Annotated in this window: 21 protein-coding genes and 1 riboswitch; of the genes, 17 read left to right on the top strand and 4 right to left on the bottom strand. The window is 40.6% G+C overall.

Annotated elements, in window-relative coordinates:
- Positions 1-97: 97 nt before the first annotated feature.
- On the bottom strand, positions 98-538 hold the full coding sequence (locus tag MKL35_RS08600; RefSeq protein WP_004711488.1) for a DciA family protein: 441 nt from the start codon (positions 536-538) through the stop codon (positions 98-100).
- Positions 539-645: 107 nt separating this feature from the next.
- Here MKL35_RS08600 and MKL35_RS08595 point away from each other — a divergent pair, with 107 nt between their 5' ends.
- From MKL35_RS08595 to recJ, 11 genes are all read left to right on the top strand, one after another.
- On the top strand, positions 646-1,338 hold the full coding sequence (locus MKL35_RS08595) for a M23 family metallopeptidase (RefSeq protein ID WP_002053809.1): 693 nt from the start codon (positions 646-648) through the stop codon (positions 1,336-1,338).
- Positions 1,339-1,588: 250 nt separating this feature from the next.
- A complete protein-coding gene (aceE, locus tag MKL35_RS08590; protein ID WP_032011024.1) occupies positions 1,589-4,306 on the top strand; it encodes a pyruvate dehydrogenase (acetyl-transferring), homodimeric type in 2,718 nt (905 codons plus the stop codon).
- 2 nt (positions 4,307-4,308) lie between these two features.
- A complete protein-coding gene (locus MKL35_RS08585; protein WP_032011022.1) occupies positions 4,309-6,291 on the top strand; it encodes a 2-oxo acid dehydrogenase subunit E2 in 1,983 nt (660 codons plus the stop codon).
- A 149-nt stretch (positions 6,292-6,440) separates the two neighbouring features.
- Positions 6,441-6,713, top strand: a complete 273-nt coding sequence (locus MKL35_RS08580) for a hypothetical protein (RefSeq protein ID WP_006580828.1) — start codon at positions 6,441-6,443, stop codon at positions 6,711-6,713.
- A gap of 36 nt (positions 6,714-6,749) precedes the next feature.
- A riboswitch (yybP-ykoY riboswitch) is annotated at positions 6,750-6,946 on the top strand.
- A gap of 15 nt (positions 6,947-6,961) precedes the next feature.
- A complete protein-coding gene (locus MKL35_RS08575; RefSeq protein WP_032011020.1) occupies positions 6,962-7,537 on the top strand; it encodes a TMEM165/GDT1 family protein in 576 nt (191 codons plus the stop codon).
- Between the two features lie 267 nt (positions 7,538-7,804).
- On the top strand, positions 7,805-8,602 hold the full coding sequence (locus MKL35_RS08570) for an MBL fold metallo-hydrolase (protein WP_009505311.1): 798 nt from the start codon (positions 7,805-7,807) through the stop codon (positions 8,600-8,602).
- Positions 8,603-8,694: 92 nt separating this feature from the next.
- Positions 8,695-9,060, top strand: a complete 366-nt coding sequence (locus tag MKL35_RS08565) for a YkgJ family cysteine cluster protein (protein ID WP_023188061.1) — start codon at positions 8,695-8,697, stop codon at positions 9,058-9,060.
- 135 nt (positions 9,061-9,195) lie between these two features.
- A complete protein-coding gene (gene guaB, locus MKL35_RS08560; RefSeq protein ID WP_002053986.1) occupies positions 9,196-10,662 on the top strand; it encodes an IMP dehydrogenase in 1,467 nt (488 codons plus the stop codon).
- Positions 10,663-10,811: 149 nt separating this feature from the next.
- The gene (glmM, locus tag MKL35_RS08555; protein ID WP_002053874.1) at positions 10,812-12,149 is read left to right on the top strand and encodes a phosphoglucosamine mutase; all 1,338 of its coding nucleotides are present in this window, start codon (positions 10,812-10,814) and stop codon (positions 12,147-12,149) included.
- Positions 12,150-12,159: 10 nt separating this feature from the next.
- Complete coding sequence (pdxH, locus tag MKL35_RS08550) at positions 12,160-12,816, top strand: pyridoxamine 5'-phosphate oxidase (protein WP_006580832.1); 657 nt, start codon at positions 12,160-12,162, stop codon at positions 12,814-12,816.
- Positions 12,817-14,517 carry a single-stranded-DNA-specific exonuclease RecJ gene (gene recJ / locus MKL35_RS08545; RefSeq protein ID WP_032011016.1) on the top strand — a complete coding sequence of 567 codons (1,701 nt, stop codon included), beginning with the start codon at positions 12,817-12,819 and terminating at the stop codon, positions 14,515-14,517.
- Positions 14,518-14,560: 43 nt separating this feature from the next.
- Here recJ and MKL35_RS08540 read toward each other — a convergent pair whose 3' ends face one another.
- Complete coding sequence (locus tag MKL35_RS08540) at positions 14,561-15,328, bottom strand: putative porin (protein ID WP_002053751.1); 768 nt, start codon at positions 15,326-15,328, stop codon at positions 14,561-14,563.
- A 392-nt stretch (positions 15,329-15,720) separates the two neighbouring features.
- Between MKL35_RS08540 and prfB the strand changes: the two genes are divergently transcribed.
- The 5 genes from prfB to MKL35_RS08515 all read left to right on the top strand — a co-directional run bounded on the left by prfB (position 15,721) and on the right by MKL35_RS08515 (position 20,570).
- A protein-coding gene (gene prfB, locus MKL35_RS08535; protein WP_106479485.1) for a peptide chain release factor 2 occupies positions 15,721-16,816 on the top strand; the annotation gives its coding sequence in 2 pieces (ribosomal slippage) (positions 15,721-15,792 and positions 15,794-16,816; 1,095 coding nt in all).
- Between the two features lie 199 nt (positions 16,817-17,015).
- Complete coding sequence (locus MKL35_RS08530) at positions 17,016-17,318, top strand: ArsR/SmtB family transcription factor (RefSeq protein WP_002053977.1); 303 nt, start codon at positions 17,016-17,018, stop codon at positions 17,316-17,318.
- A 28-nt stretch (positions 17,319-17,346) separates the two neighbouring features.
- Entirely contained in the window at positions 17,347-18,405 is a 1,059-nt protein-coding gene (locus MKL35_RS08525; protein WP_209796404.1) for an alkene reductase, read from the top strand.
- Positions 18,406-18,573: 168 nt separating this feature from the next.
- Entirely contained in the window at positions 18,574-19,866 is a 1,293-nt protein-coding gene (locus MKL35_RS08520) for a 3-deoxy-D-manno-octulosonic acid transferase (protein WP_032011014.1), read from the top strand.
- The gene (locus MKL35_RS08515; protein ID WP_032011012.1) at positions 19,863-20,570 is read left to right on the top strand and encodes a 16S rRNA (uracil(1498)-N(3))-methyltransferase; all 708 of its coding nucleotides are present in this window, start codon (positions 19,863-19,865) and stop codon (positions 20,568-20,570) included. The genes MKL35_RS08520 and MKL35_RS08515 overlap by 4 nt, the downstream gene beginning before the upstream one ends.
- Here MKL35_RS08515 and MKL35_RS08510 read toward each other — a convergent pair.
- The gene (locus MKL35_RS08510) at positions 20,559-21,530 is read right to left on the bottom strand and encodes a mechanosensitive ion channel family protein (RefSeq protein ID WP_002053811.1); all 972 of its coding nucleotides are present in this window, start codon (positions 21,528-21,530) and stop codon (positions 20,559-20,561) included. The two genes, MKL35_RS08515 and MKL35_RS08510, sit on opposite strands and share 12 nt — an antisense overlap.
- 113 nt (positions 21,531-21,643) lie before the next feature.
- Entirely contained in the window at positions 21,644-22,219 is a 576-nt protein-coding gene (locus MKL35_RS08505; protein WP_002053807.1) for a DUF805 domain-containing protein, read from the bottom strand.
- 294 nt (positions 22,220-22,513) lie between these two features.
- On the opposite strand from MKL35_RS08505, the gene acs reads away from it, so the two are divergent.
- A complete protein-coding gene (acs, locus tag MKL35_RS08500) occupies positions 22,514-24,463 on the top strand; it encodes an acetate--CoA ligase (protein WP_031953540.1) in 1,950 nt (649 codons plus the stop codon).
- The last annotated feature ends 40 nt before the right edge of the window (positions 24,464-24,503 follow it).

Genomic DNA, 24,503 nt, shown 5'->3' with positions numbered 1-24,503 from the left:
GTCATTGTCTTTATTTGGCTATGTTATAATGTAACAATAAAAACTGTGATTTTAATCACATAATAAGAACGATTCTAATTAAGGAATAGAAAGCTCATCATTTTTTATTGCTTGCCAAACGTAGTAAAGCTTGGCTAAGCTTAGGGTCGCTCACGAAGTCGGCAGCACTACGTAACATTTCTTGTGTTTCCGGGGGGATGGATTTAGAAGGCTCAGATGGGGGCGCTGTAGGAATAGTTTTATTTCTTAAGCGAACTTGAATTCTTTGTAGGTCTTTTAGTCCTTCGAGTTGAGATAATTTAGATATATATTGGCTCTGTAAATAGCTGAGTTGACTAATCATTGCCTGATTTTCACCAGTAATAATTAAAGTGCCATTTTGATAACACACAACCTGCCATTGTTCCGGTTGGGGCAATAAGGGTTGGATTATTTTCGTAAGTCTTTGCCATTGCGCGACTTGCGTTGTTAGAAACGTAAGGTTTCCTGTTTTTATGTGTTTTCCGGATTGTTGAAAAACGTTATCGGGTTTAGACATTGATCGTTCTCGAATGATTTCTTGTCCTAATCTTAAGCGTTCATTTCAACTGATATCAAGGAAGAGATCATAAGGAACTTGAGTAAGAACAGTTTCAAGAGGTTTTTATGCACACGCGTCGTATTTTATTAGCGTTTTCACTTGCCGCTTCGGCTGCATCGGTTGCTTTTGCAGATTATCAAAATATTAACCAATCTACTGATTCAGATCGATTGGAACAGTTATCAAAAACATTATCTCAAGGTTCATATACACATCCTGATGATTTAGATCTTCCGGCGAGTGCTAAAGTTTCAGTCACTTTACGTCCTAAAACAGTTGAGCTCAATAATGACTCACTGGCAAAAAAATATGGCCATACGACTGCAAAAAATTCTTTTAATGCCTCTTCTTCAAATCCTTATTCTTGGTTAGTTTCTCATCCTCTTCCAGATAGCGTACGTGTTTCTTCTAACTTTGGTGGTCGTACCATGGGTGGTCGTGCAGAGCATCATGGTGGTTTAGACATGTCGGCACCAAGTGGTACACCGATCTATGCAACTGGCCCTGGTATTGTAACTAAATCAGGTTGGGGTACAGGTTATGGACAATATGTTGAAATCAACCACGGTAATGGTTATTTAACACGCTATGCACACGCTTCACGTTTATTAGTTCGTGTAGGTGACCAGGTTTCTGCTGGTGATCATATTGCTAACGTGGGCTGTACAGGTCGTTGTACAGGACCACATTTACATTATGAAGTAGTTAAAGATGGTCAACGTAAGAATCCATCAACTTACTTAGCAATGTTGCCTTAATAGAGTTTCATAAAAGTTCAAGGTTATTAAATTTATGAATCTGAAATGAACATAAACCTTTCTTAACGCAATGATCGTATAAAAAAACGCCAATATTGGCGTTTTTTTGTTATTTTGTTTACTGCTCGGTCAATGACTATTCATTCAGAAAATAATAGAGCCCCCTCACATTCACCCGTGGCAATAACTTGAGAGGGGCAAAACGTGGTAAAAATACAAAGTAGATTAGAGAACAAGGAACAGGTGAATTATGGCGTTTTACGGTGACTCCGACGCACAAGAAACCCAAGAATGGCAAGATGCATTCGATTCAGTTTTACAACATATGGGAACTGAGCGAGCGGCATTCTTGTTGGAAAAACTTTACCAACAAGCAATTGCTAAGCATGTTCCAATTCAACGTCTCAATACACCTTACTTAAATACAATTTCTGTTGAAGAACAACCTGCAATGCCAGGCGACCAAGATATGGAACGCCGTATTCGTGCATTGATTCGTTGGAATGCCTTAGCAATGGTACTTCGCGCGAATAAAACAGGTGATGATTTAGGTGGTCACTTGGCGAGTTTCGCATCAAGTGCAACATTATATGACGTAGGTTTTAACCATTTCTTCCGCGCAAACAGCGATAACTTTGGCGGAGATATGATTTATTACCAAGGACACTGTGCTCCTGGTATTTATGCACGTTCATTCCTTGAAGGACGTTTAACTGAAGAACAGTTAAGTAATTTCCGCCGTGAAGTTGGCGGTAACGGTTTACCAAGCTATCCACATCCGTATTTAATGCCAGACTATTGGCAGTTCCCAACTGTATCAATGGGTCTTGGTCCAATCATGTCGATTTATCAAGCGCACATTCAAAAATATTTGATGAACCGTGGCCTGATCAAAGAAGAAGATCGTAAAGTTTGGGCATACCTCGGCGATGGCGAGATGGATGAGCCAGAAAGCTTAGGTGCCATCTCACTGGCTGGTCGTGAGAAGCTTGATAACTTAATTTGGGTAGTGAACTGTAACTTACAGCGTCTAGATGGTCCTGTACGTGGTAACGGTAAAATTATTCAAGAACTTGAATCGATCTTCCGTGGCGCAGGCTGGCGTGTCATTAAAGTAGTATGGGGCCGTCATTGGGATCCACTACTTGCTAAAGATACAAGCGGTGCATTAAAAGCACGTATGGAAGAAGCTGTTGATGGTGACTATCAGCGTTATCAAGTAAAAGGTGGCGCATATACACGTGAAAAATTCTTTGGTAAGTACCCAGAAGCTGCGGAACTTGTAAAAGATTTAAGCGATGATGATATTGATGCGTTAAACCGTGGTGGTCATGACCCTTACAAAGTTTTTGCTGCATATGCAGAAGCGATGAAAGCGAAAGGCCAACCAACAGTGATCTTGGCGAAAACCATTAAAGGTTATGGTTTGTCTGAAGAAATTGAAGCGGTAAACAAAACACACCAAATCAAAAAGATGCAAATTGACTCTTTAAGATATGTACGTGACCGTTTCAATCTTCCATTTTCAGATGAGCAATTAGAAGAGCTTCCATTCTATCGCCCAAGTGAAAACTCTCCAGAAATGAAATATATGAAAGCACGTCGTGAAGCTTTAGGTGGATACCTGCCTGCACGTCGTCGTGAGAGTGAATCTTTAGCAATTCCTGAATTATCTGTATTTGATGCAGTGTTGAAAGGTTCAGGTGGCAAAGAGCAATCAACTACTATGGTGATGGTTCGTTTAATTGCTGCTTTACTTAAAGAAAAAGCGATTAAAGACCGCGTAGTGCCAATCGTTCCAGATGAAGCACGTACTTTTGGTTTAGAAGGTATGTTCCGTCAGCTTGGTATTTATGCTGCTCACGGCCAAAAATACACGCCAGAAGACCAAGAACAGTTAATGCATTACCGTGAAGCAAAAGACGGTCACATGTTACAAGAAGGGATTAACGAAGCAGGTGCGATGAGTGCATGGGCTGCGTTAGCGACAAGTTATTCAACTAATAACTTGCCAATGATTCCAATGTACATGTATTACTCAATGTTTGGTTTCCAACGTATTGGTGATATTGCATGGGCTGCGGGTGACGCACAAGCTCAAGGTTTCTTGTTAGGCGCGACTGCAGGCCGTACGACATTGAACGGTGAAGGTTTACAGCACCAAGACGGTCATTCACATATCTTGGCAAACACGATTCCAAACTGCGTGTCTTATGACCCATGTTTTGGTTATGAGTTAGCGGTAATCGTACATGATGGTTTACAACGTATGTATGTGAACCAAGAGCGTGTGTTCTATTACTTAACAGTAATGAATGAGAACTACGAGCATCCTGAAATGCCAGAGGGCGTTGAAGAAGGCATTAAACGTGGTATGTATTTATTCGAGAAAGATGAAAAAGCAACTGTCCAGTTACTTGGTTCAGGTGTAATCCTTCGCGAAGTGATTAAAGCTGCGAAAATCTTACGTGATGAATACCAAATCCATTCAAACGTTTGGAGTGTAACAAGCTTCAATGAGCTAGCACGTGATGGTATGGCATGTGAAGAATACAACCGCCTACACCCACTTGCTGAAGAAGTTAAAGAATCATGGGTATCTAAACAATTACGTGGTACGGAAGGTATCGTAGTTTCTGCTACCGACCATATGCGTGCTTATAGCGAACAAATCCGTGCGTATCTTCCAGATGGTCGCCCATTTGTTGCATTAGGTACAGATGGTTACGGCCGTTCAGATACACGCGCGAACTTACGTAGTTTCTTTGGTGTTGATGCTGCACACATTGTTGTTGCTACTTTGAAAAAATTAGCTGACGAAGGTGAAGTAGACGCACGTTTAGTGAAAGATGCAATTTCTAACTTTGAGTTAGATACTGACCGTCCGGTTGCATGGGCTCCACAAGCACATCCGGAAGTTCAGCCAGTTGCTGAATACAATGAAACGCAAACAGGTGAGGGGAACTAAGCATGCAAATTAAGACCCCTGATATTGGTGTAGATAAAGCAAACGTCGCTGAAATTTTAGTAAAAGTTGGCGACCGTGTTGAAGTTGACGACAGTATCGTTGTGCTTGAGTCTGATAAAGCAACTGTTGAAGTGCCTAGCACTTCAGCAGGTGTCGTAAAAAGCATCTTGATTAATCAAGGTGATGATGTGACTGAAGGTGTTGCTTTGATTGAGATCGAAGCAGAAGGTGCGGCACAAGCAGCTCCGGAACCAACACCAGCTCCTGCAGCTGAAAAGCCAGCTGCTCCAGCACCTGCACAGCAAACTCAAGCTTCAGCTCAACCTGCTGCCTCTACATCAACTTCTACTGTTGAAGTGACTGTACCTGACATTGGCGTTGAAAAAGCATTGGTTGGTGAAATCCTCGTTAAAGTGGGTGACCAAATTGATGTTGAACAAAGTATTGTTGTTGTAGAGTCAGATAAAGCGACTGTGGAAGTTCCAAGTAGCGTTGCTGGTACTGTAGAAAGTATTCAAGTGAAAGAAGGTGATACCGTTAAAGAAGGTGTTGTCCTTATTCAAGTGAAAACAGCAGCTGCATCTAATGCGCAAGCAGAAGCTCCTGCTTCTACACCAGTACCATCTGCAGCCGCTGAACCAGTTGCTACAAAGCAAGAAACTGTTGCGGCAGCTACTACTCAATCTGGTCCAGTTGATATCAATGTTCCTGACTTGGGCGTAGATAAAGCAGTTGTTGCTGAAATCTTAGTACAAGTTGGCGATAAAGTTGATGTAGACCAAAGCCTTGTTGTAGTTGAATCAGATAAAGCAACTGTGGAAGTTCCAAGTACCGTTGCTGGTGTTGTAAAAGCAATTCACTTGCAAGCAGGCCAACAAGTTTCACAAGGTATATTGCTTGCAACAATTGAAGCTGAAGGCCAAGCACCTGCTGCTGCACCAGCGGCAAAAGCAGAAGTAGCCCCAGCTCCACAGGCAGCAGCACCTAAAGCAGCTGCTCCTGCTACAACACAGTCTGCACCTGCGGCGCCTACATCTGGTACTGATAAGTTAACGAAAGAGCAAGAAGCAGAAAACGCTAAAGTATATGCAGGTCCTGCTGTTCGTAAGCTTGCTCGTGAACTTGGCGTGATTTTGTCACAAGTTAAAACTTCTGGTGAGCATGGCCGTGTTGTTAAAGAAGATATCTTTGCTTATGTGAAGAGTCGTTTAACGGCACCACAAGCGGCACCAGTTGCTGCGGCTGCACCAGCAGTTTCGGGTTTACCAAAGCTTCCTGACTTTACTGCATTTGGTGGCGTGGAAGAAAAAGTACTGACGCGTTTGCAGCAAGTATCAATTCCGCAGTTGTCTTTAAACAACTACATTCCACAAGTAACTCAGTTTGACCTTGCGGATATTACTGAGTTAGAAGCTTGGCGTGGTGAGTTGAAAGACGGCTTTAAGAAACAAGGTGTAAGCCTAACAATTTTGGCATTTATTGCAAAAGCTGTAGCACACTTGTTGAAAGAAGAGCCTTATTTCGCGGGTCACTTAGCAGATGATCAGAAATCTGTATTGCTCCGTAATGAAATCCATATGGGTATTGCGGTTGCAACTCCAGATGGTTTGACAGTACCTGTACTACGTAATCCTGACCAAAAATCAATTAAGCAAATTGCTGTTGAATTAGGTGAGCTCAGTAAAAAAGCGCGTGATAAGAAATTAACACCGAAAGATTTACAAGGTGCTAACTTCACGATTACAAGCTTAGGTTCAATTGGCGGTACAGCATTTACCCCACTAGTTAACTGGCCACAAGTTGCAATTTTGGGTATTTCACCTGCAACGATGCAGCCTGTATGGAATGGTAAAGACTTTGATCCACGCTTAATGTTGCCGTTGTCATTGTCTTATGACCACCGTGTAATTAATGGTGCGGATGCAGCTCGCTTTACAAATAAACTTACGAAACTTCTTAAAGATATTCGTACTTTATTAATCTAATGCTTTGAAAGAACATACTAAAACCTCGCTTCGGCGGGGTTTTGTTTTAATGTCTATTTGACTTAATTTTTAGGTTAATCTACAGATTAAGCAGGGTTTATCGAGAGTGAGGAGAAATTTCTCGTTATTACATAAAGGAGAAGTAGTAAATGTTAGGTTTTCTGAAAATTATGTTGCCCTTACTATTGATTGTGTTTTTATTGATGGGAATATGGGTCAGTATTTTACACTTCCCGTGGGAATGGATGACTTATGTGGTGATGGGTTTTGAGGTGTTTGTTGCTACTTTGATTTTGCCCTTTGAATATCAGGCTGGAACGAGCAGTAGCCCTATTGGTTTTATTCATATAAGTGCTTATTTTGCAGTGATATTAGGTATTGCACGATTAGTCGTGTGGGCGTGGGTAAAATTTGTTACTTGAAAGTTTGAAAAATCGAGTGACTTGAATATAATAAACGCATACTTCATTGGGGAGTAGCCGCTATTCACAGCAAAGGTGAATAGGTGATGGTCAACATAATTGTTCAACAGAACATGGTCATCATAGCTTAAACGTCTCATCGTTTCTGAGTTGGCAAGACCTTTGATTTACCACTCTGCAATCATTTTATGATATTTGGCTAGCAGGAGGGGTAGGTCATAGGCATTTATGCTAGCCAGAGAACCGACATGCAAGAATTTCTGATTTCTACCTCGATTGTTGCCCTCGCTGAAATGGGCGATAAAACTCAATTGTTGGCACTTTTACTATCTGCGCGTTTCCGTAAGCCAATTCCTATTTTAATTGCGATTCTTTTAGCAACACTTATTAATCATGGTATTTCTGCTGTGCTTGGGCAATGGATTACCACAGTTCTAAGCCCTGAAATTTTAGTCTGGGTTCTCGCTGTTGGTTTCATTGGTATGGCATTCTGGATGCTTATTCCGGATAAGCTCGATGATGAAACTGATAGCATTAATAAATGGCAAAAACTTGGTGTTTTTGGGGCAACCTTTATTTTATTTTTCTTAGCAGAAATTGGTGATAAAACCCAAATTGCGACAGTCGCTTTAGCTGCACGCTATGACAGTATTTTCTGGGTGATGCTAGGTACAACATTAGGTATGATGATTGCCAATGCACCAGCTGTATTTATTGGTAATAAATTAGCTGAACGTCTCTCTATCTCACTGATTCATAAAATTGGTGCAGCTATTTTCTTCGTTGTAGGTGTTTCTACGCTAGTACAGCATTATTTCTTCTAAGTTATTTTCAATTTGTATAAAAACGCATTCATGAAGAGTGCGTTTTTTTTGAGCTTTGAAGAAGTTAAACTTTACGATATAGCTTATTTAAGAAATGTTAGAGGATTACTCAATTTCTTGATGATTCATTTCTAGAATAAGAAAAGTAAAATCTATTTTAAAATATTATGAGAAATATCAATTAATTCATTGCAAGCATTTTAGAATCCCTTTATTTTAGTAGGGATATAAAAATATCTAATATTTAAAATTTTTTTGGGGAATTGTATGGGGTTTGAAAAAACAACATCACAGATATTATTTGATAATGGCGTACATAAATGTATTAGTTTTACCAGTTTGGTCAAAGGGGAAGGCATACAAGCCAATCAATTTTTAATTATTGATCATGAACGAGCAGCCGTTATTGACCCAGGTGGTGACTTGACCTACGTTCCATTGACGATGGAACTTAATAAATATACTCGTCTTAAAAATTTGGACTATGTAATGGCTTCGCATCAGGACCCAGATATTATTACTTCAATGCCTCGTTGGCTGGTTTATACCGATGCTAAGGTGGTGGCCTCTAAATTGTGGGCACGATTTTTACCTCACTTAAATTCATCATTTATGAGTGAGCGTATGAAAGGAAATTGGGAAGATCGTCTGATTGAGCTACCAGATCGTGGTCAAGTGATTCAACTAGGCGAATCAAAGCTTGTCATGGTTCCGGCCCATTTCCTACATTCGGTAGGTAATTTTCAGTTTTATGATCCAGTTGCCAAGATTTTATTTTCTGGTGATATGGGGGCTTCTATTGTGGAGGATGCAAGTCAGCCTCTCAAAGATTTTGATGCCCATGTGATGAAAATGAAGGCTTTTCATCAGCGCTATATGTGCTCCAATAAAGTTATTCGTTTATGGGTCAACATGGTCCGTCAAATGGATATTGAGATGATTGTACCTCAGCATGGTACTCCATTTATTGGTAAAGAAATAATTAATCAGTTTTTAGACTGGATTGAGACCTTACCATGCGGCGTAGATTTAATGACTGAGCAAATTTTTAGCTGTCCGACATAAAAAGTTATCTTCAATATCTTGAGTCCAATTTGAAATTTTTTTAGGATTTTGCGCCATAGAAAAAATTTTTGATGACGAGAATTTGAATAAAAATGTTATCTCAAGTTGCGACTCCAGATGAGTGCCTACGCTGTGGGGCGTGTTGTGCACATTTTCGGGTTTCATTTTATTGGGCTGAGGCCGAGTTAATGGATGAATATCTCGTTGAACCTTTAACACCCGTTTATTCGTGTATGCGTGGAACCAATCAAGCTCAGCCACGATGTCAGGCTTTAACAGGTGAAATTGGTAAAGAGGTAGGTTGTTCTATTTATGCTGTGCGTAGTTCTACCTGTAAAGAAGTACAGATTGCAGATGAACAGTGTAATAAAGCACGCTTGGCGCACCAATTGATTCCTTTGATTGAGGTAAGCCCAGCAGATTCAGAAAATGATCATGATTATGATCAGGTGAGTTAAATATGAGCTAACACGATAATAAGTGAGAAATATTTAGAGTAGGTAAATATCTATTGCTGAAAAAGGCAAAGATAATATGAAAATTGCATTGAAATTTGTTTATAATAGCTCACGGAATTTACCAGTGAGATTGTTATGCTGACCATCGTTCAAGAAGCGCTAACCTTCGATGATGTCTTATTACTTCCTGCCTACTCTACTGTTCTCCCAAAAGATGTCTCTTTAAAGACACGTTTAACTCGCGGCATTCATTTAAATATCCCATTAGTTTCAGCTGCAATGGATACAGTGACTGAGTCACGTATGGCGATTGCAATGGCGCAAAATGGTGGTATCGGGATTTTGCACAAAAACATGGATATTGCTGCTCAAGCTGCAGAAGTACGCCGTGTGAAAAAATTCGAAGCGGGTATGGTGAAAGATCCAATCACTGTAACCCCAGAAACCACAGTACGTGAACTTATTGCAATTACCAGCGCTAATAACATTAGCGGTGTACCTGTTGTTAAAGACGGCAAGGTTGTTGGTATTGTGACAGGCCGTGATACACGTTTTGAAACTAACTTGGAACAACCTGTTAGCAACATCATGACAGGCCAAGATCGTTTGGTGACTGTGCGTGAAGGCGAGTCTAAAGAAAATATTCAAGCATTATTGCAAAAGCATCGCATTGAAAAAGTTTTGGTCGTTGGCGAAAACAACGAACTTAAAGGTTTAATTACGGTAACTGACTTCCGTAAAGCTGAGAGTTATCCAAATAGTTGTAAAGATGATCTTGGTCGTTTACGTGTTGGTGCTGCGGTAGGTACAGGTGTTGAAACACCAAGTCGTGTAGAAGCATTGGTTGAAGCTGGTGTTGACGTCATTGTTGTTGATACAGCACATGGCCACTCTGCTGGTGTTATTGAACGTGTACGTTGGGTAAAACAAAACTTCCCTCAAGTCCAAGTGATTGGCGGTAATATCGCAACTGGTGATGCTGCATTGGCATTATTAGATGCAGGCGCAGATGCTGTAAAAGTAGGTATTGGCCCTGGTTCTATCTGTACGACACGTATTGTGGCAGGTATTGGTATGCCGCAAATTTCTGCGATTGACAGCGTTGCTAATGCACTGAAAGATCAAATTCCTCTAATCGCAGATGGCGGTATCCGTTTTTCTGGCGATATGGCAAAAGCGATCGGTGCGGGTGCAAGCACAATCATGGTTGGTTCACTTCTAGCGGGTACTGAAGAAGCGCCTGGTGAGGTTGAATTCTTCCAAGGCCGTTACTACAAAGCATATCGTGGTATGGGCTCATTAGGTGCAATGGCTGGAGCGACAGGTTCTGCTGACCGCTACTTCCAGGATTCAAAAGCAGGTGCTGAAAAGTTAGTACCAGAAGGAATTGAAGGCCGTGTTCCATATAAAGGCCCAATGGGTAACATCGTTCATCAAATGATGGGTGGTTTACGTTCATCTATGGGCTATACAGGTTCATCAGTGATTGAAGACCTTCGCCAAAATGCAAAATTTGTGAAAATTACTTCAGCGGGCATGTCAGAGTCACATGTTCATGATGTAACGATTACTAAAGAAGCTCCGAACTATCGTGTTGGTTAGATTTTAGTAACCAAATCAAGTAAGAAAGCCGTCAGTACACTGACGGCTTTTTGTTTTTGGTGTAAAGTAAATCTGATGAAAATAGATATGGCAGAATAGCCATATATGAAATGAGCCACGGCTGAAGTGGCGTAAAAATGAGATAAGCTATGAGTTATTTTGGAACGGATGGTATTCGTGGAAAATTTGGGCAAATGCCGATTACACCAGAGTTTGCTTTAAAACTCGGGTTCGCCGCAGGGAAGGTATTAAAACGAACGAGTCCAAAAAATAAACCGCTTGTGGTATTAGGAAAAGATACACGTTTATCTGGCTATATTTTAGAGTCTGCTTTGCAGGCGGGATTAAACGCTGCTGGCGTATATGTTCACTTACTTGGACCATTGCCGACACCGGCTATTGCACATCTTACCCGTGCCTTACATGCGCATGCAGGTATTGTTATTTCTGCATCACATAATCCTTATTTTGATAATGGAATTAAATTTTTCTCAAGTGAAGGTAAAAAATTACCAGATTCATTACAGGAAGAAATTAATAAAGAATTAGAAAAAGAGTTATTTATTGATGACACTGCGAACTTAGGTAAAAGTGTTCGTGTAAATGATGCAAATGGTCGTTACATTGAATTTTGTAAGTCTACATTTCCATATCACTTCGATTTAAATAATTTAAAAATTGTTGTGGATTGTGCACATGGTGCAGCTTATAGCGTTGGTCCATCAGTTTTCCGTGAGTTAGGTGCCAAAGTTGTTGCTCTGTACAACGAACCAGATGGTTTAAATATTAATGAAAACTGTGGTTCGACTCACCCAGAAAGTTTACAAAAAGCAGTAGTTGAGCAAGAAGCTGATCTAGGAATTGCCTTTGATGGCGATGCCGACCGTGTCGTGATGGTTGATAAGTTTGGGAACTTAATTGATGGTGACCACATCTTATATATTTTGGCGACTCAAGCGAAAAACAAGCCAGTAGGTATTGTTGGTACTGTTATGAGTAATATGGCGCTTGAAATTGCACTTGAAAAAGCAAACGTTGGCTTTGTTCGTGCAAAAGTTGGTGACCGCTATGTATTACAAGCATTAGATGAAAATGGATGGGTTACAGGTGGAGAGCCATCTGGACATATTTTAACGTTAGATAAGAGCACAACAGGTGATGCGATTATTGCAGCACTTCAAGTGTTAACTGTAATGGTTGAGCAAAATAAAGCGCTCCATGAATTGGTTCAGGACTTTAAATTATTCCCACAAGTGCTTGTAAATATACGTTTAGAACAAATGCTTGATCCATACTCTATTCCAGCATTAGTGACTGAGTTCAATAAAGCAGAAGAACAGCTTAAAGGACGTGGACGTATTTTAGTTCGTAAGTCTGGAACTGAGCCAGTCATTCGTGTCATGGTTGAAGGTGATGACGAACAAGAAGTGAATGCTTTGGCTGAACATTTGGCAAATGCAGTCCGTTCACAAGCGCAAGTTGCATAAGGTATATGGCATGAGTGACGTCATTAAAGACTTAAGCGAATTACGTTTAAGCTATGAACAAGGTGAATTGTACGAAACACAAGTCGCGAGTAATCCGCATGAACAATTCTTAGGTTGGTTTAATCATGCCTTAGCCGCCAACTTGCACGAACCATATGCGATGTCTTTAGCAACTGCGAGCGCTAGCGGTCGTCCACATGTCAGAACTGTATTGTTACGCGGTGCGACAGAAGCAGGTTATGATTTCTATACCAACTATGACAGTCAGAAAGGGGCAGATTTGGCAGAAAATCCCTATGCTGAACTGTTATTTTATTGGCCTAGCTTAGAGCGTCAGGTACGAGTGGGTGGTCATGTCGTCAAAATTCCTGAACAGGAATCTACCGACTATTATCATAAGCGTCCACGTGATAGCCAGATTGCAGCTCATATCAGTACACCGCAAAGCGGTAAGATAGAAAGCCGAGAGTTGTTGCAACAGCGTTTTCAAGACTTGCAACAACAAGTTCAAAGCCGTGAAGTACTCGATAAGCCAGAGTTTTGGGGCGGATATCGTCTGCAACCGGACTATTATGAATTCTGGCAAGGACGACCAAATCGTTTACATGACCGCTTGAGTTATGAAAAAATCGACGGTCAATGGACATTGCACCGACTGATGCCTTAAATGACAAAAATACAAATTAAACAAAGACCTTTATTGACGCGCCCTGAACAGTTTCAGGGCGTGCCTCCGTTTATTGCCGAGATTTTGGCAAGACGTGGGGTGCAATCTGAACAAGAATTAGAGCTAAAACTTAAGAACCTGCTTGCTCCAGAGCTCAAAGGGTTGGACGCTGCTGTCGCATTAATGGACCAAGCCATCGATGAGCAGAAAAAAATTGTCATTGTAGGAGACTATGATGCTGATGGTGCAACTAGCACTGCTTTAATGATGCTCGTGCTTCGCGATATGGGCGCACAAGTCGACTATCTGGTACCAGATCGTTTCAAATATGGTTATGGCCTTACTCCAGCCATTGCTGAGCTTGCTTATCAAACTTATAAACCCGATCTATTAATTACGGTAGATAATGGAATTTCCAGCCATGCTGGTGTTGATGCAGCACATGCCTTAGGCATGCAAGTGATTATTACCGACCATCATTTAACGACCAAAGAAACCCCGCTTGCTGAGGCGGTAGTAAACCCGAACCAATTAGGATGTGAGTTTCCAAGTAAGGCGCTTGCCGGTGTTGGCGTTGCTTTTTATGTACTTGCCAATTTGGCGAGTCTACGCAATAGACAAGGCAAAAGCACAAGTAAGGTGACTCAATATTTAGATTTAGTCGCTTTGGGAACTTATGCCGATGTTGCTGTTTTGGATTATAACAACCGTATTTTGGTTGATGCCGGTGTAAAACGTATTCAGCAACATCAGTGTCGAGTAGGGATTTTAGCTTTACTCGATATTGCTGGTCGGGAAGCAACTTCAATACGTGCGCAAGACTTAGGTTTTGTGCTTGGACCACGCATTAATGCTGCTGGGCGTATGGAGAGCATGCGCATTGGGATCGAGTGTTTATTAGCTGATACGATGGAAACTGCATACCCCATTGCTCAGCAATTAAATCAGTTAAATATCGATCGCCGTCAAATTGAAGGGGAGATGAAGCAACAAGCTTTATCTGCTTTAGACAGTTTACAACTCTCACAACAAGATATTCCTGCGGCGCTTGTTCTGTTTGAAGAAAACTGGCACCAAGGTGTCATCGGGATTGTCGCGGGGCGTTTGAAAGAGCAATTCCATCGGCCAACGATTGTTTTTGCACCCGATGAGGATGGCATTCATATTAAGGGCTCAGCACGTTCAATCGATGGTGTTCACATTCGAGATACTATTGAGCAAGTTGCTGAACAACATCCTGAGTTGGTCAGCCATTTTGGTGGACATGCTGCGGCAGCCGGCCTTACGATTCGTAAAGAAAACTTTGAAGCTTTTAAGACAGTATTTAATGATTGTGTCGCTACGATGGATGAATCAATCTTTCAAGCGACATTATGGACTGATGGTGAGTTACCTGTCTCTGCTTTGCAGTTAGATACCTTGAACTGGATTGAGCAGTTAGGGCCCTGGGGACAAAAATTTCCACTGCCTCAATTTGAGGGACATTTTAAAGTTATCGATTTCCGTTGGCTCAAAGAGACACACCTGAAACTTAGACTAGCGATAGATCAATACAGTTTCGATGCGATTGCTTTTAACGCAGCAGGCCGCTTCGAGTTTGATCCAATGCGTGACCATGTACATTTAGTTTATGAAATAGACCGTAATGTTTTTAATGGCAATGTGAGCTTACAGCTACGAATTGTGCATTTAAATCAATAAAAAAATCCGCTCAATTGAGCGGATTTTTTAAATTTAGGTAAGATTAGAAGCGGTATGCTGCACGAACACCATAAGTGTTGTCGTTATCACCGAAACCAATACGACCTTCAAGACTTACTTGCTGATTTAAGAATTTTTTAGCATTAATGCCCCATTCGTCTTTATCAGTTAAGTCATTGTTGTAGTAGTCCACACCTAAACTTAAAGTTTTATCGATGTAGTAGTCACCACGCACTTTATATTCGTCAAGGTCACCAAACGCACCATACGCTTCAAGGTTTACGTCATGTTGACCAACTTGAGTTACGTATTTCGCACGAACGGTAGGATCTGCGCCGTCTTTACCGTCTTTTTCGTCATAACCTTTAACACCCAAAGCAAGTAACAAACCTGGTGCTGGTAAGTAACCTACTTCAGCAGCATAAGTTGTAACTTTTTGATCGTAGTTTGTGTTGTCGATTTCACGTTCATTTCTGCCTACATCACCGCTAAGGTAGAAGTCAGTGTTAGGAACATAGTATTCAACGCCTACGCCATATTGAGTATCTTTAGTACCGCTGTTATCGCCATAGTTAACGTGTGCGTTAACGTTGCTTGCACGGTTTAAGAATGCTGCTTCAGCAAGCGGTGCATTACGTGTTTGAACAGGGTTGAAATAATAAGTCCCATCAACACCAAATTTACTTACGCTGCTGCCGTTATCTGGATCAAGATAAGTGTAAGAACCACCAACTTCAGCTTGGTAAGCGTTTGCTGCGCCACTTACTGCAAGTGCAGATAAAAGAGCTGATGCAATTGCTAGTTTTTTCATGGAATCTCTCCCCTCTAAAAACGATTTTATAAATGTTTTGTTACAACTTTTAGTCTAGAGCAAAATCATTTACCGTCAATCTTGTGCAAGTAACCGGACTGTAACCATGTGCTTTTTCTGTAACTATATTTAATTTAATATATTGATTTTAAATAATAAAAACATAATGTTTTATTTTATTAAAATTGAGGAGATTTTGTGTAGAAATTCAAAAATGCTGGAAAAGTACCCAATTTTGTATGGGGATGTTACGAATTAAGCTTAAAATCTTCTGAAAGAAAATTAAAAAATTTATAAATTGAAATGACAGTTATAAATTAAAGCAGGTTCGAAGATAACCATAGCTATGATAAAATATTCGACTGTTTATCTGTTTTTATGGGAACACTCGCGTGGAAATTAATCCTTATCTAAACCAATTGAAAGACTTAACTGATCGTAGCCAAACACTACGGGGGTATCTTTGACTACGATCTGAAAAAAGAACGTTTAGAAGAAGTTTTACGTGAGTTAGAAGACCCTGCGATCTGGAATGATCAAAACCGTGCTCAGGCAATGGCAAAAGAAAAGGGCGAACTAGAAAACGTTATTAACGTTTTAGATGGTTTATCTACACAGCTTGAAGATGCAAAAGCAATGCTGGATTTAGCTGTTGAAGCTGATGATGAAAGCTTGCTGGTAGATGTACAATCTGAGCTTGGCACTGCCGAAGAAGAATTAGCAAAACTTGAATTCCGCCGTATGTTTAGCAACCCAATGGACCCGAATCCTTGCTATGTCGAGATTCAAGCAGGTTCAGGCGGTACAGAAGCACAAGATTGGGCTTCAATGTTATTACGTATGTATATGCGCTGGATTGAACGTCACGGTTTTAAAGCAGAACTTATGGAAGTATCTGATGGTGATGTAGCAGGTATCAAATCTGCAACGATTCGCGTTGAAGGTGAATATGCATATGGCTGGTTACGTACAGAATCTGGTGTACACCGTTTAGTGCGTAAGTCACCATTTGACAGTGGTAACCGTCGTCATACTTCATTCTCTGCGGTATTTATTTCACCAGAAGTTGATGACAATATCGAAATCGATATTAATCCTTCTGATGTTCGTACCGATACTTACCGTGCATCTGGTGCAGGTGGTCAGCACATTAACAAAACAGATTCAGCAGTTCGTTTGACGCACATTCCATCAGGTATTGTGGTTGCATGTCAGAACCAACGTTCACAACATGCGAACCGTGATCATGCATGGAAACAGTTACGTGCAAAATTATATGAACTAGAAATGCAAAAACGTAATGAAGCAGCTCAAGCACTTGAAGACTCGAAGTCTGATATTGGTTGGGGTAGCCAAATTCGTTCTTATGTACTTGATGACTCTCGTATTAAGGACTTACGTACAGGTGTTGAAAACTCAAATACTGGTGCAGTTCTTGACGGTGATCTTGATCGCTTCATTGAAGCGAGTTTAAAGCAGGGGTTATAAGAGTCTTTTGAACTTTTAGTTCTTTTAAACTATTAAATTTTTAGCGATTAAAACGGCAAAGCAGTTCAGTGATCGGAAGTTAATCGGAAAAATACGATATGAATATCGAAAAAAATGGATATGAATATCGAAAAAATGCGATATTATGTTTTCGAAATGCTGAACAAAGCTTTGTTCGTTTAAAAGACGTGTTGAGCCTATGGATATTGATGCAATTAGCAAAGCCCTAGCCAATCCTCTTCGTCGGCAGATTCTGCAATGGTTAAAGGAACCTGCGCATTATTTACCGGTAGAAGAATGTGGTGGTAGTTTTGAAAAAGGGGTTTGCGCAGGTCATATTGAACGTTTGGGTAAAGTAGCTCAGTCTACAATGTCCAATCATTTGTCTGTATTACAGCAGGCTGGTCTCATTCAGGTCCAAAAATATGGACAATGGTCTTATTTTTCACGTAACGAAGCTTTGATTCAGCAATATATCGAACATTTAAAACAAACACTTTAAAACAAATAAAGTGTAAGTCGAGGCGATCATGGCTGAACTCAATACTCCCTTAACAGTTGGTGATTTTGAAATTAAAAATCGACTGGTAATGGCCCCATTAACACGTGCACGTAGTGGAGAAAGTCGTGTTCCAAACGACTTAATGGTGGAATATTATCAGCAACGTGCAAATGCTGGTCTCATTCTCACTGAAGCAACAGTGATTGGTTCAAAAACTGTGGGTTATGCAGACACCCCTGGACTATGGTCACAAGAGCAGGCACAAGCGTGGAATAAGATTATTGAAGCAGTTCATGCACAAGGTTCAAAAATTGTAGTTCAACTTTGGCATGTGGGTCGTATTTCCGATCCTGAACTTTTGGATGGTGATATTCCTGTTGCTCCAAGTGCAATTCAACCTGCGGGTGAAGTAAGTTTATTACGCCCTAAACGCCCATATGTAAAACCACGTGCGCTTTCGATTGAAGAAATTAAAGAAGTTGTTGCTCAATATAAACATTCAGCAGAACTAGCTAAAGCAGCAGGTTTTGATGGTGTTGAATTACATGCTGCAAATGGTTATTTAGTTGACCAGTTCCTTCAAAGTAATACCAACCAACGTAATGATGAGTATGGCGGTCCAGTTGAAAACCGCGCCCGCTTGTTATTGGAAGTGGTTGATGCATTTATTGAAGTGTGGGGCGCTGGCCGAGTAGGTGTACATATTGCACCGCGTGGCGACTCTCATGATATGGGTGATGAAAATCCGCTAGCGACATTCGGTTATGTGGTTGAACAATTAAGTCAACGTAATGTTGCCTTCATTTTCTCTCGTGAATATGAAGCAGCCGATAGTATCGGTCCACAATTACGTCAAAAATTTAATGGCGTGTGGATTGCCAATGAAAACCTGACACCAGAGTCAGCAAAACGTATTTTGCGTGAAGGTCAGGCAGATGCTGTATCTTTTGGTAAGGCTTATATTGCTAACCCTGATCTATTACAACGTTTAGAGCAAGGTCTGCCATTAAATGAGCTTCAACCAACGACTTTATATGCTAAAGGCGCTGAAGGTTATACGGACTATCCTGCTTTAGAAGCTTCTTAAAATCATTATTTTATTTAGATTTACTATTTACTGAACTTGCTCTTTTGTGAGTTCAGTCAATGACTTTTCTTGTATATGGTAGAGTTTAGGTATCGAAACTCTGCCATTTTTTTTATCTATGTTATATTTTCCCCAGTTTTTAAATTTTGACTATTTGAGGCAAACCGCTTGGCGACCCCTTTTTGGTACAACACAGCACTCCATTTATTAAAACCGTTTTATCGTTGGCGGATAAAAAGACGTGCAGAAAGTCTGGAATTATATCATCAGGAATGTCTGGAACGATTTGGGCCGTTTGAAGATCCGAAAAATGTAAAAGCCATCTGGTTTCATGCGGTTTCAGTTGGAGAAACCAATGCTGCGCAGCCACTTATTGAGCACTATCTCAAACTTGGCCAGCCAGTTTTAGTGACCAATACTACAAAAACCGGTCAGGCACGCGCTAAGTCACTTTTTTTAAAAGAGCCATATTTAGATTTATTCCAAGCAGTTTATTTGCCTGTAGATCAAAAGCCTCTTTTAAAACAATTTTTCGAATCATACAAACCGAGACTTTTAGCATTAGTTGAAACTGAGCTTTGGCCCAATTTAATTGATCAAGCCAAATTACAGCATGTACCATGCTTATTACTTAATGCTCGTTTATCTGAAAAGTCAGCAAAGGGTTATAGTAAAGTCTCAAGTTTAACTGCCGGTATGTTAAAGCAAATCGATTGGGTATTAGCGCAAGATAGTGCAACCCGTCAGCGTTATGTCGAGCTTGGTTTAGATGAGCATAAAAGTCAGGTTGTTGGAAATATTAAATTTGATATTCATGCACCTGAGGCTTTTATTAAGCAAGCTGCCCAATTGCATCAGCAGTGGTATTTGGAAAACCGTCAGGTTGTGACGATTGCCAGTACACATGCACCTGAAGAACAACAAATTTTAGAAGCACTTGCGCCTCATTTAAATTCAGACCGTGAGTTGGTGTGTATTGTGGTGCCTCGTCATCCTGAACGTTTCGACGAAGTATTTGAAATTTGCCAAAATTTAAATTTAGTTACGCATCGTAGAAGTATGGGACAGAGTATCCATGCGAGCACACAGGTTTATTTAGCCGACAGCATGGGGGAGCTTTGGTTATGGTATGCCTTAAGTCAGGTGTGCTTTGTAGGTGGTTCTTTAAATGAGCCGGGTGGTGGACATAACATTTTAGAACCTATGGTTTTAAATGTACCTACAGTGGTTGGACCGCGTTACTTTAACTTTCAAACGATCGTTGATGAATTCATTGATGAAAATGCTGTGCTTATCGCTCAAGATGCACAGCAGGTCGTTGATATCTGGCTAGCGTGTCTGGCAGAACCTGAGGCGACTGAACAGCTAGTGGCACAGGCGCATAAAGTATTGCATCGTAATCAAGGTTCATTACAAAAACATATCGGGGTGATTAACCGGTATTTGGCCGAAAAACCATGAATATTGTTTTACTAGAGCCTGAAGATGTTCAATCGGATACATGGTCTATCCATTCAAAACGTCAATTACAGCATTTGCGTGAACATCTTGATATCACGGTCGGCCAGAACCTAAAAGTTGGTATTCGTAACAGCGTCCGTTATATCACTGAAATTGTTTCAATAAATGAGCACGAAGTCCGTATACGCCCTATTCGTGAAGAAGCAGTACCAACGAAGCTTCCAGTTCATTTAATTTTGGCTTTACCACGGCCTAAAGTCTTACGTCGCCTAATTATGGACAGTGTGACTTTAGGTGTTGAAAAGATAAGCCTAATTCATAGTTATCGCGTTGATAAAAGCTATTGGCAAACGCCATTTTTACAGCAAATTGAACAATACGTTACGCTTGGACTTGAGCAAGCAGGCGACACAATTGTTCCTGAAATTCAAATGTATAAACGTTTTAAACCTTTTGTTGAAGACGTTTTGCCAGCCCTAATTTCAGAAGAATCTCCTGCCTATGTGGCTCACCCTTATGCCGAGCAGAGTATGCCAATTAATATTAGCCATGCTTGTAGTGTAGTGGTTGGGCCGGAAGGGGGATTTATTCCTTATGAAGTTGATTTACTCATAAAAAACGGTTGCCAAGCGATGAGCTTAGGCAACCGTATTTTAAGAACCGAAACGTCTATTTCTTATATTTTAGGGCGTTTATTTAGCTGAGTTCTCAGCATTCAATGGCGAATGATTAGCGGCCATTTTTAATTCCTGAATAGGGTAAGGAATATTAATGCCATTTGCATTAAAGGCTTGTTTTACTTCAGCTTGAATAGTGCTTGTAGATGACGAAATATCTGTCTCAGTGGTATTAATCCACCAACGTACCGTAAGGTTAACCGAGAAGTCTGCTAGAGCTGTCACGTTAACCGAGAAAGCAGGCTGGCTGAGTACATTACGGTCATTATTGAGAATATCTAAAATAATTTGTTTCGCTTTTTGCTCATCGTCATCATAACCAATACCGACTACGAACTCACAGCGACGTTGTTGGTAAGCCGTATTTACCGTTAAAGCACTCGTATAAACGGTTGCATTTGGAATAACGATACGACGGCCATCCGGTGAGCGCAGGAACGTTGCACGAATCTGAATATCTTCTACAGTTCCTTCAAGTGAATTCACTACAATCGAATCGCCAATACGGAATGGCTCGCTCAATAAAATCAAAATACCTGAAAGCAGGTTTTGGAAAATATCTTTAAATGCAAAACCAATTGCGACCGAACCAATACCCAATGCACTCATGAGTTGGCCTGGCGTAAACCCTGGAATCATAATGACTAAAGCAATTAAGAAACCAAAGAATAAGATTGCTGTACTACCGACACGGTTTAAAACAAGAACCAAATTTTGGCGAGTATAAGAACGATTTTCTAAAGTCTTACGCACAAAGAATTTAAATAATTTGGTCAGTAGCCAAAAAATAATAAAAACGGTAATCGCAATGCAGATATAAGGTACACGTTCCCAAAAACTATCTACGATTTTGTCGATAGTAGTATAGGCATCATGATATTTCTCGGTATGTGCTAGAACCGTTTGAGTGGTTTTAGTACCTGCTTCTTGCAAAAGTTCGCCTGTATTTTTTGCAACATCCGTTAAGGATTTTTGTTCATCAGCCACGACAAGTCTCTAATTAAATAAATTCATGAAAGCTTTTTTAGCTTTCATCATAGTAGGAGATAAAATGTGCGCCTACTATAATGAGTTCATCTAAATAATAAAGTGTTTTTTAATTAAAAGTATTGCGTTCCTTTTTGTAAAATTTGTGTTGGGGTTTGGATAGTATCGGTACCAGAGAAGTAGTAAAAAAAGCCTGCGGTAGAAATAAGGCTAATTAAAATAGCGATTAAAATAAGCCAAGCCATCAGTTTCTCGATAAAGGTTGAAGGCCGAACAGGGCCATACTGATTTGGGCCTGCAGTACCAGAAGCAAGTAATAAATAGATCATAAAAAAGAACTGAACCACCGGAATAAATAACAGCAGGCCCATCCAGCCACTTTTATTTAAATCGTGTAAGCGCCGAACGACCAGAATAATATTGAGGTAGATCAAAAATAGCCAAAAAGCCCATACTACTAAGGCACTTACGCCGGAAAGAGAGCTATAAAACTCAAAATTAAATAGATCGCTTGAAAGCTGAAAACTTCCAAGAAAGGAAGCTAAAATGAAATAACCTATAAGTGTAATTAAATAAATTAGGCCATATCCACCTAAATAACTCATGCGGTTAAAGCGACCATGAATTGAAAAAGGACTATCTTTAAACGGAAGCTCTGGTGGTCGTGAAGAGGGAGTTTCGGCAAACATCTTATTTTATTCCTGCACTGCTTCTAAAAGCTAAAATAAACTTTGTTGATGGTCAAAACCATCAAAACTTAAAAAAATTATAAAAGTAAAAGCTATAGACAAATGTTTTAAATCAACTTAATTTTATAAAAATGTTCACAATTTCGTATGTTTGAGTAAGTGGTCAATATATGACCAAAGTTGGATTGTTTTGACTTTGAGAGAGTCATCATACTGAAAAGGCATACAAATAAGATCCAGTAAAATAATAGCCACAGTCTCGAGATGGGATGCACAAGATCAAGGAAGTTGCGTATGAATGAGATCTATCCAGTACCAGATGAATTTAAAAAAACAGCTCGTACTGTTGAAGCAGACTACTTTAAACGTTATCAACACTCTATCGAAAACCCAGATGAATTCTGGGCAGAGCAAGCTAAAATTGTCGATTGGATAAAGCCATTTACCCAAGTTAAAAATACCAGTTTTGACAAAGACAATTTCAAAATTGAGTGGTTTGCTGATGGTGAGTTGAACGTGTCAGCAAACTGTTTGGACAGGCATCTTAAAGAACATCCACATAAACCTGCCATTATTTGGGAAGGTGACCATCCTTCTCGTCATAAAATCGTTTCTTATAAAGAATTACACGATGAAGTCTGCCGCTTTGCCAACGTTTTGAAGAAATATGGCATTGGTAAAGGTGACCGCGTTGTGCTGTATATGCCAATGGTGACTGAGGCTGCAATTGCCATGTTAGCCTGTGCCCGTATTGGTGCAGTTCACTGTGTGGTATTTGGTGGCTTCTCGCCAGACTCTTTGGCAAGCCGTATTGAAGACAGCCAAGCTAAACTTGTAATTACCGCAGACTCAAGCCTACGTGCCGGTAAGCTGTTACCACTTAAAGAAAATGTCGATTTGGCTTTAGCATTGCCGGGTACCGAATGTGTTGAAAATGTGATTGTGGTTTACCGTAATGCAAACCCAATCGAAATGAAGCCAGGCCGTGATTTGTGGTATCACCTTATTATTATGGAGGTGGATGCTGACTGTCCTCCAGAACCAATGAAGGCAGAAGACCCTTTATTTATTCTTTATACCTCAGGCTCAACAGGTAAACCCAAAGGTGTGTTGCATACCACAGGCGGTTATCTGGTCTATGTAACCAGTACTTTCAAAGAAGTCTTCGATTTAAAACAAGACGATGTGTATTGGTGTACAGCCGATATTGGTTGGATTACAGGGCATAGTTATCTGATTTATGGTCCGTTGGCAAATGGTACGACCACCTTAATGTTCGAAGGTGTACCTCAATATCCAACATGGGCACGTCTTGGTCATGTGGTCGATAAACATAAAGTTTCTATCTTGTATACAGCGCCAACCGCGATTCGTGCCATGATGCGAGAAGGCGATTCGTATGTACGTGAAAGTAATCGTAGCAGTTTACGTTTACTTGGTTCGGTTGGTGAACCTATTAACCCAGAGGCTTGGAACTGGTACTACAATGTTGTCGGCGAAGGCCGTTGCCCGATTGTTGATACATGGTGGCAAACTGAGACAGGTGGTATTTTGATTGCGCCATTACCGGGTGCAACAGCTTTAAAACCAGGTTCGGCAACGCGTCCTTTATTTGGTATTCAACCAGCGATTGTAGATGGTGAAGGTAACGAGTTAGAAGGTGCAGCTGAAGGTAACCTTGTGATTAAAGATTCATGGCCAGGTCAGATGCGTACCATTTGGGGGGACCCAGACCGCTTTATTGAGGCGTATTTCTCAACCTTCAAAAATACTTATTTTACAGGTGATGGCGCCCGCCGTGATGAAGATGGTTATTACTGGATTACAGGTCGTGTTGACGATGTATTAAACGTTTCAGGCCACCGTCTAGGTACGGCTGAAATTGAAAGTGCTCTTGTTTCACATGAATCAGTAGCAGAAGCAGCCGTGGTGGGTATGCCGCATGATATTAAAGGACAAGGTATTTGTACTTTCGTGACCTTACAGGCGGGTGTTCCAGAATCGGAAGAGCTGCGTAAAGAGTTAATTAACTGGGTACGTAAAGTACTCGGGCCAGTAGCGTCACCAGATGCATTGCATTGGGCGCCAGCATTACCTAAAACGCGCTCTGGCAAAATCATGCGCCGTATTTTAAGAAAGATTGCGGCAAACGAGCTTGATAGTTTGGGCGATACCTCAACCTTAGCTGAACCTGCTGTAGTAGAGCAGTTAATTGCCACGGTTTATCCCGATAGACAAAAATAATCTCTAAAAAAGCCCCTAAGGGGGCTTTTTTATTAAGCGC

The organism is Acinetobacter sp. AOR41_HL (assembly GCF_027854645.1).
Lineage (GTDB): Bacteria > Pseudomonadota > Gammaproteobacteria > Pseudomonadales > Moraxellaceae > Acinetobacter > Acinetobacter nosocomialis.
This window is presented reverse-complemented; position numbering and strand designations above follow the sequence as displayed.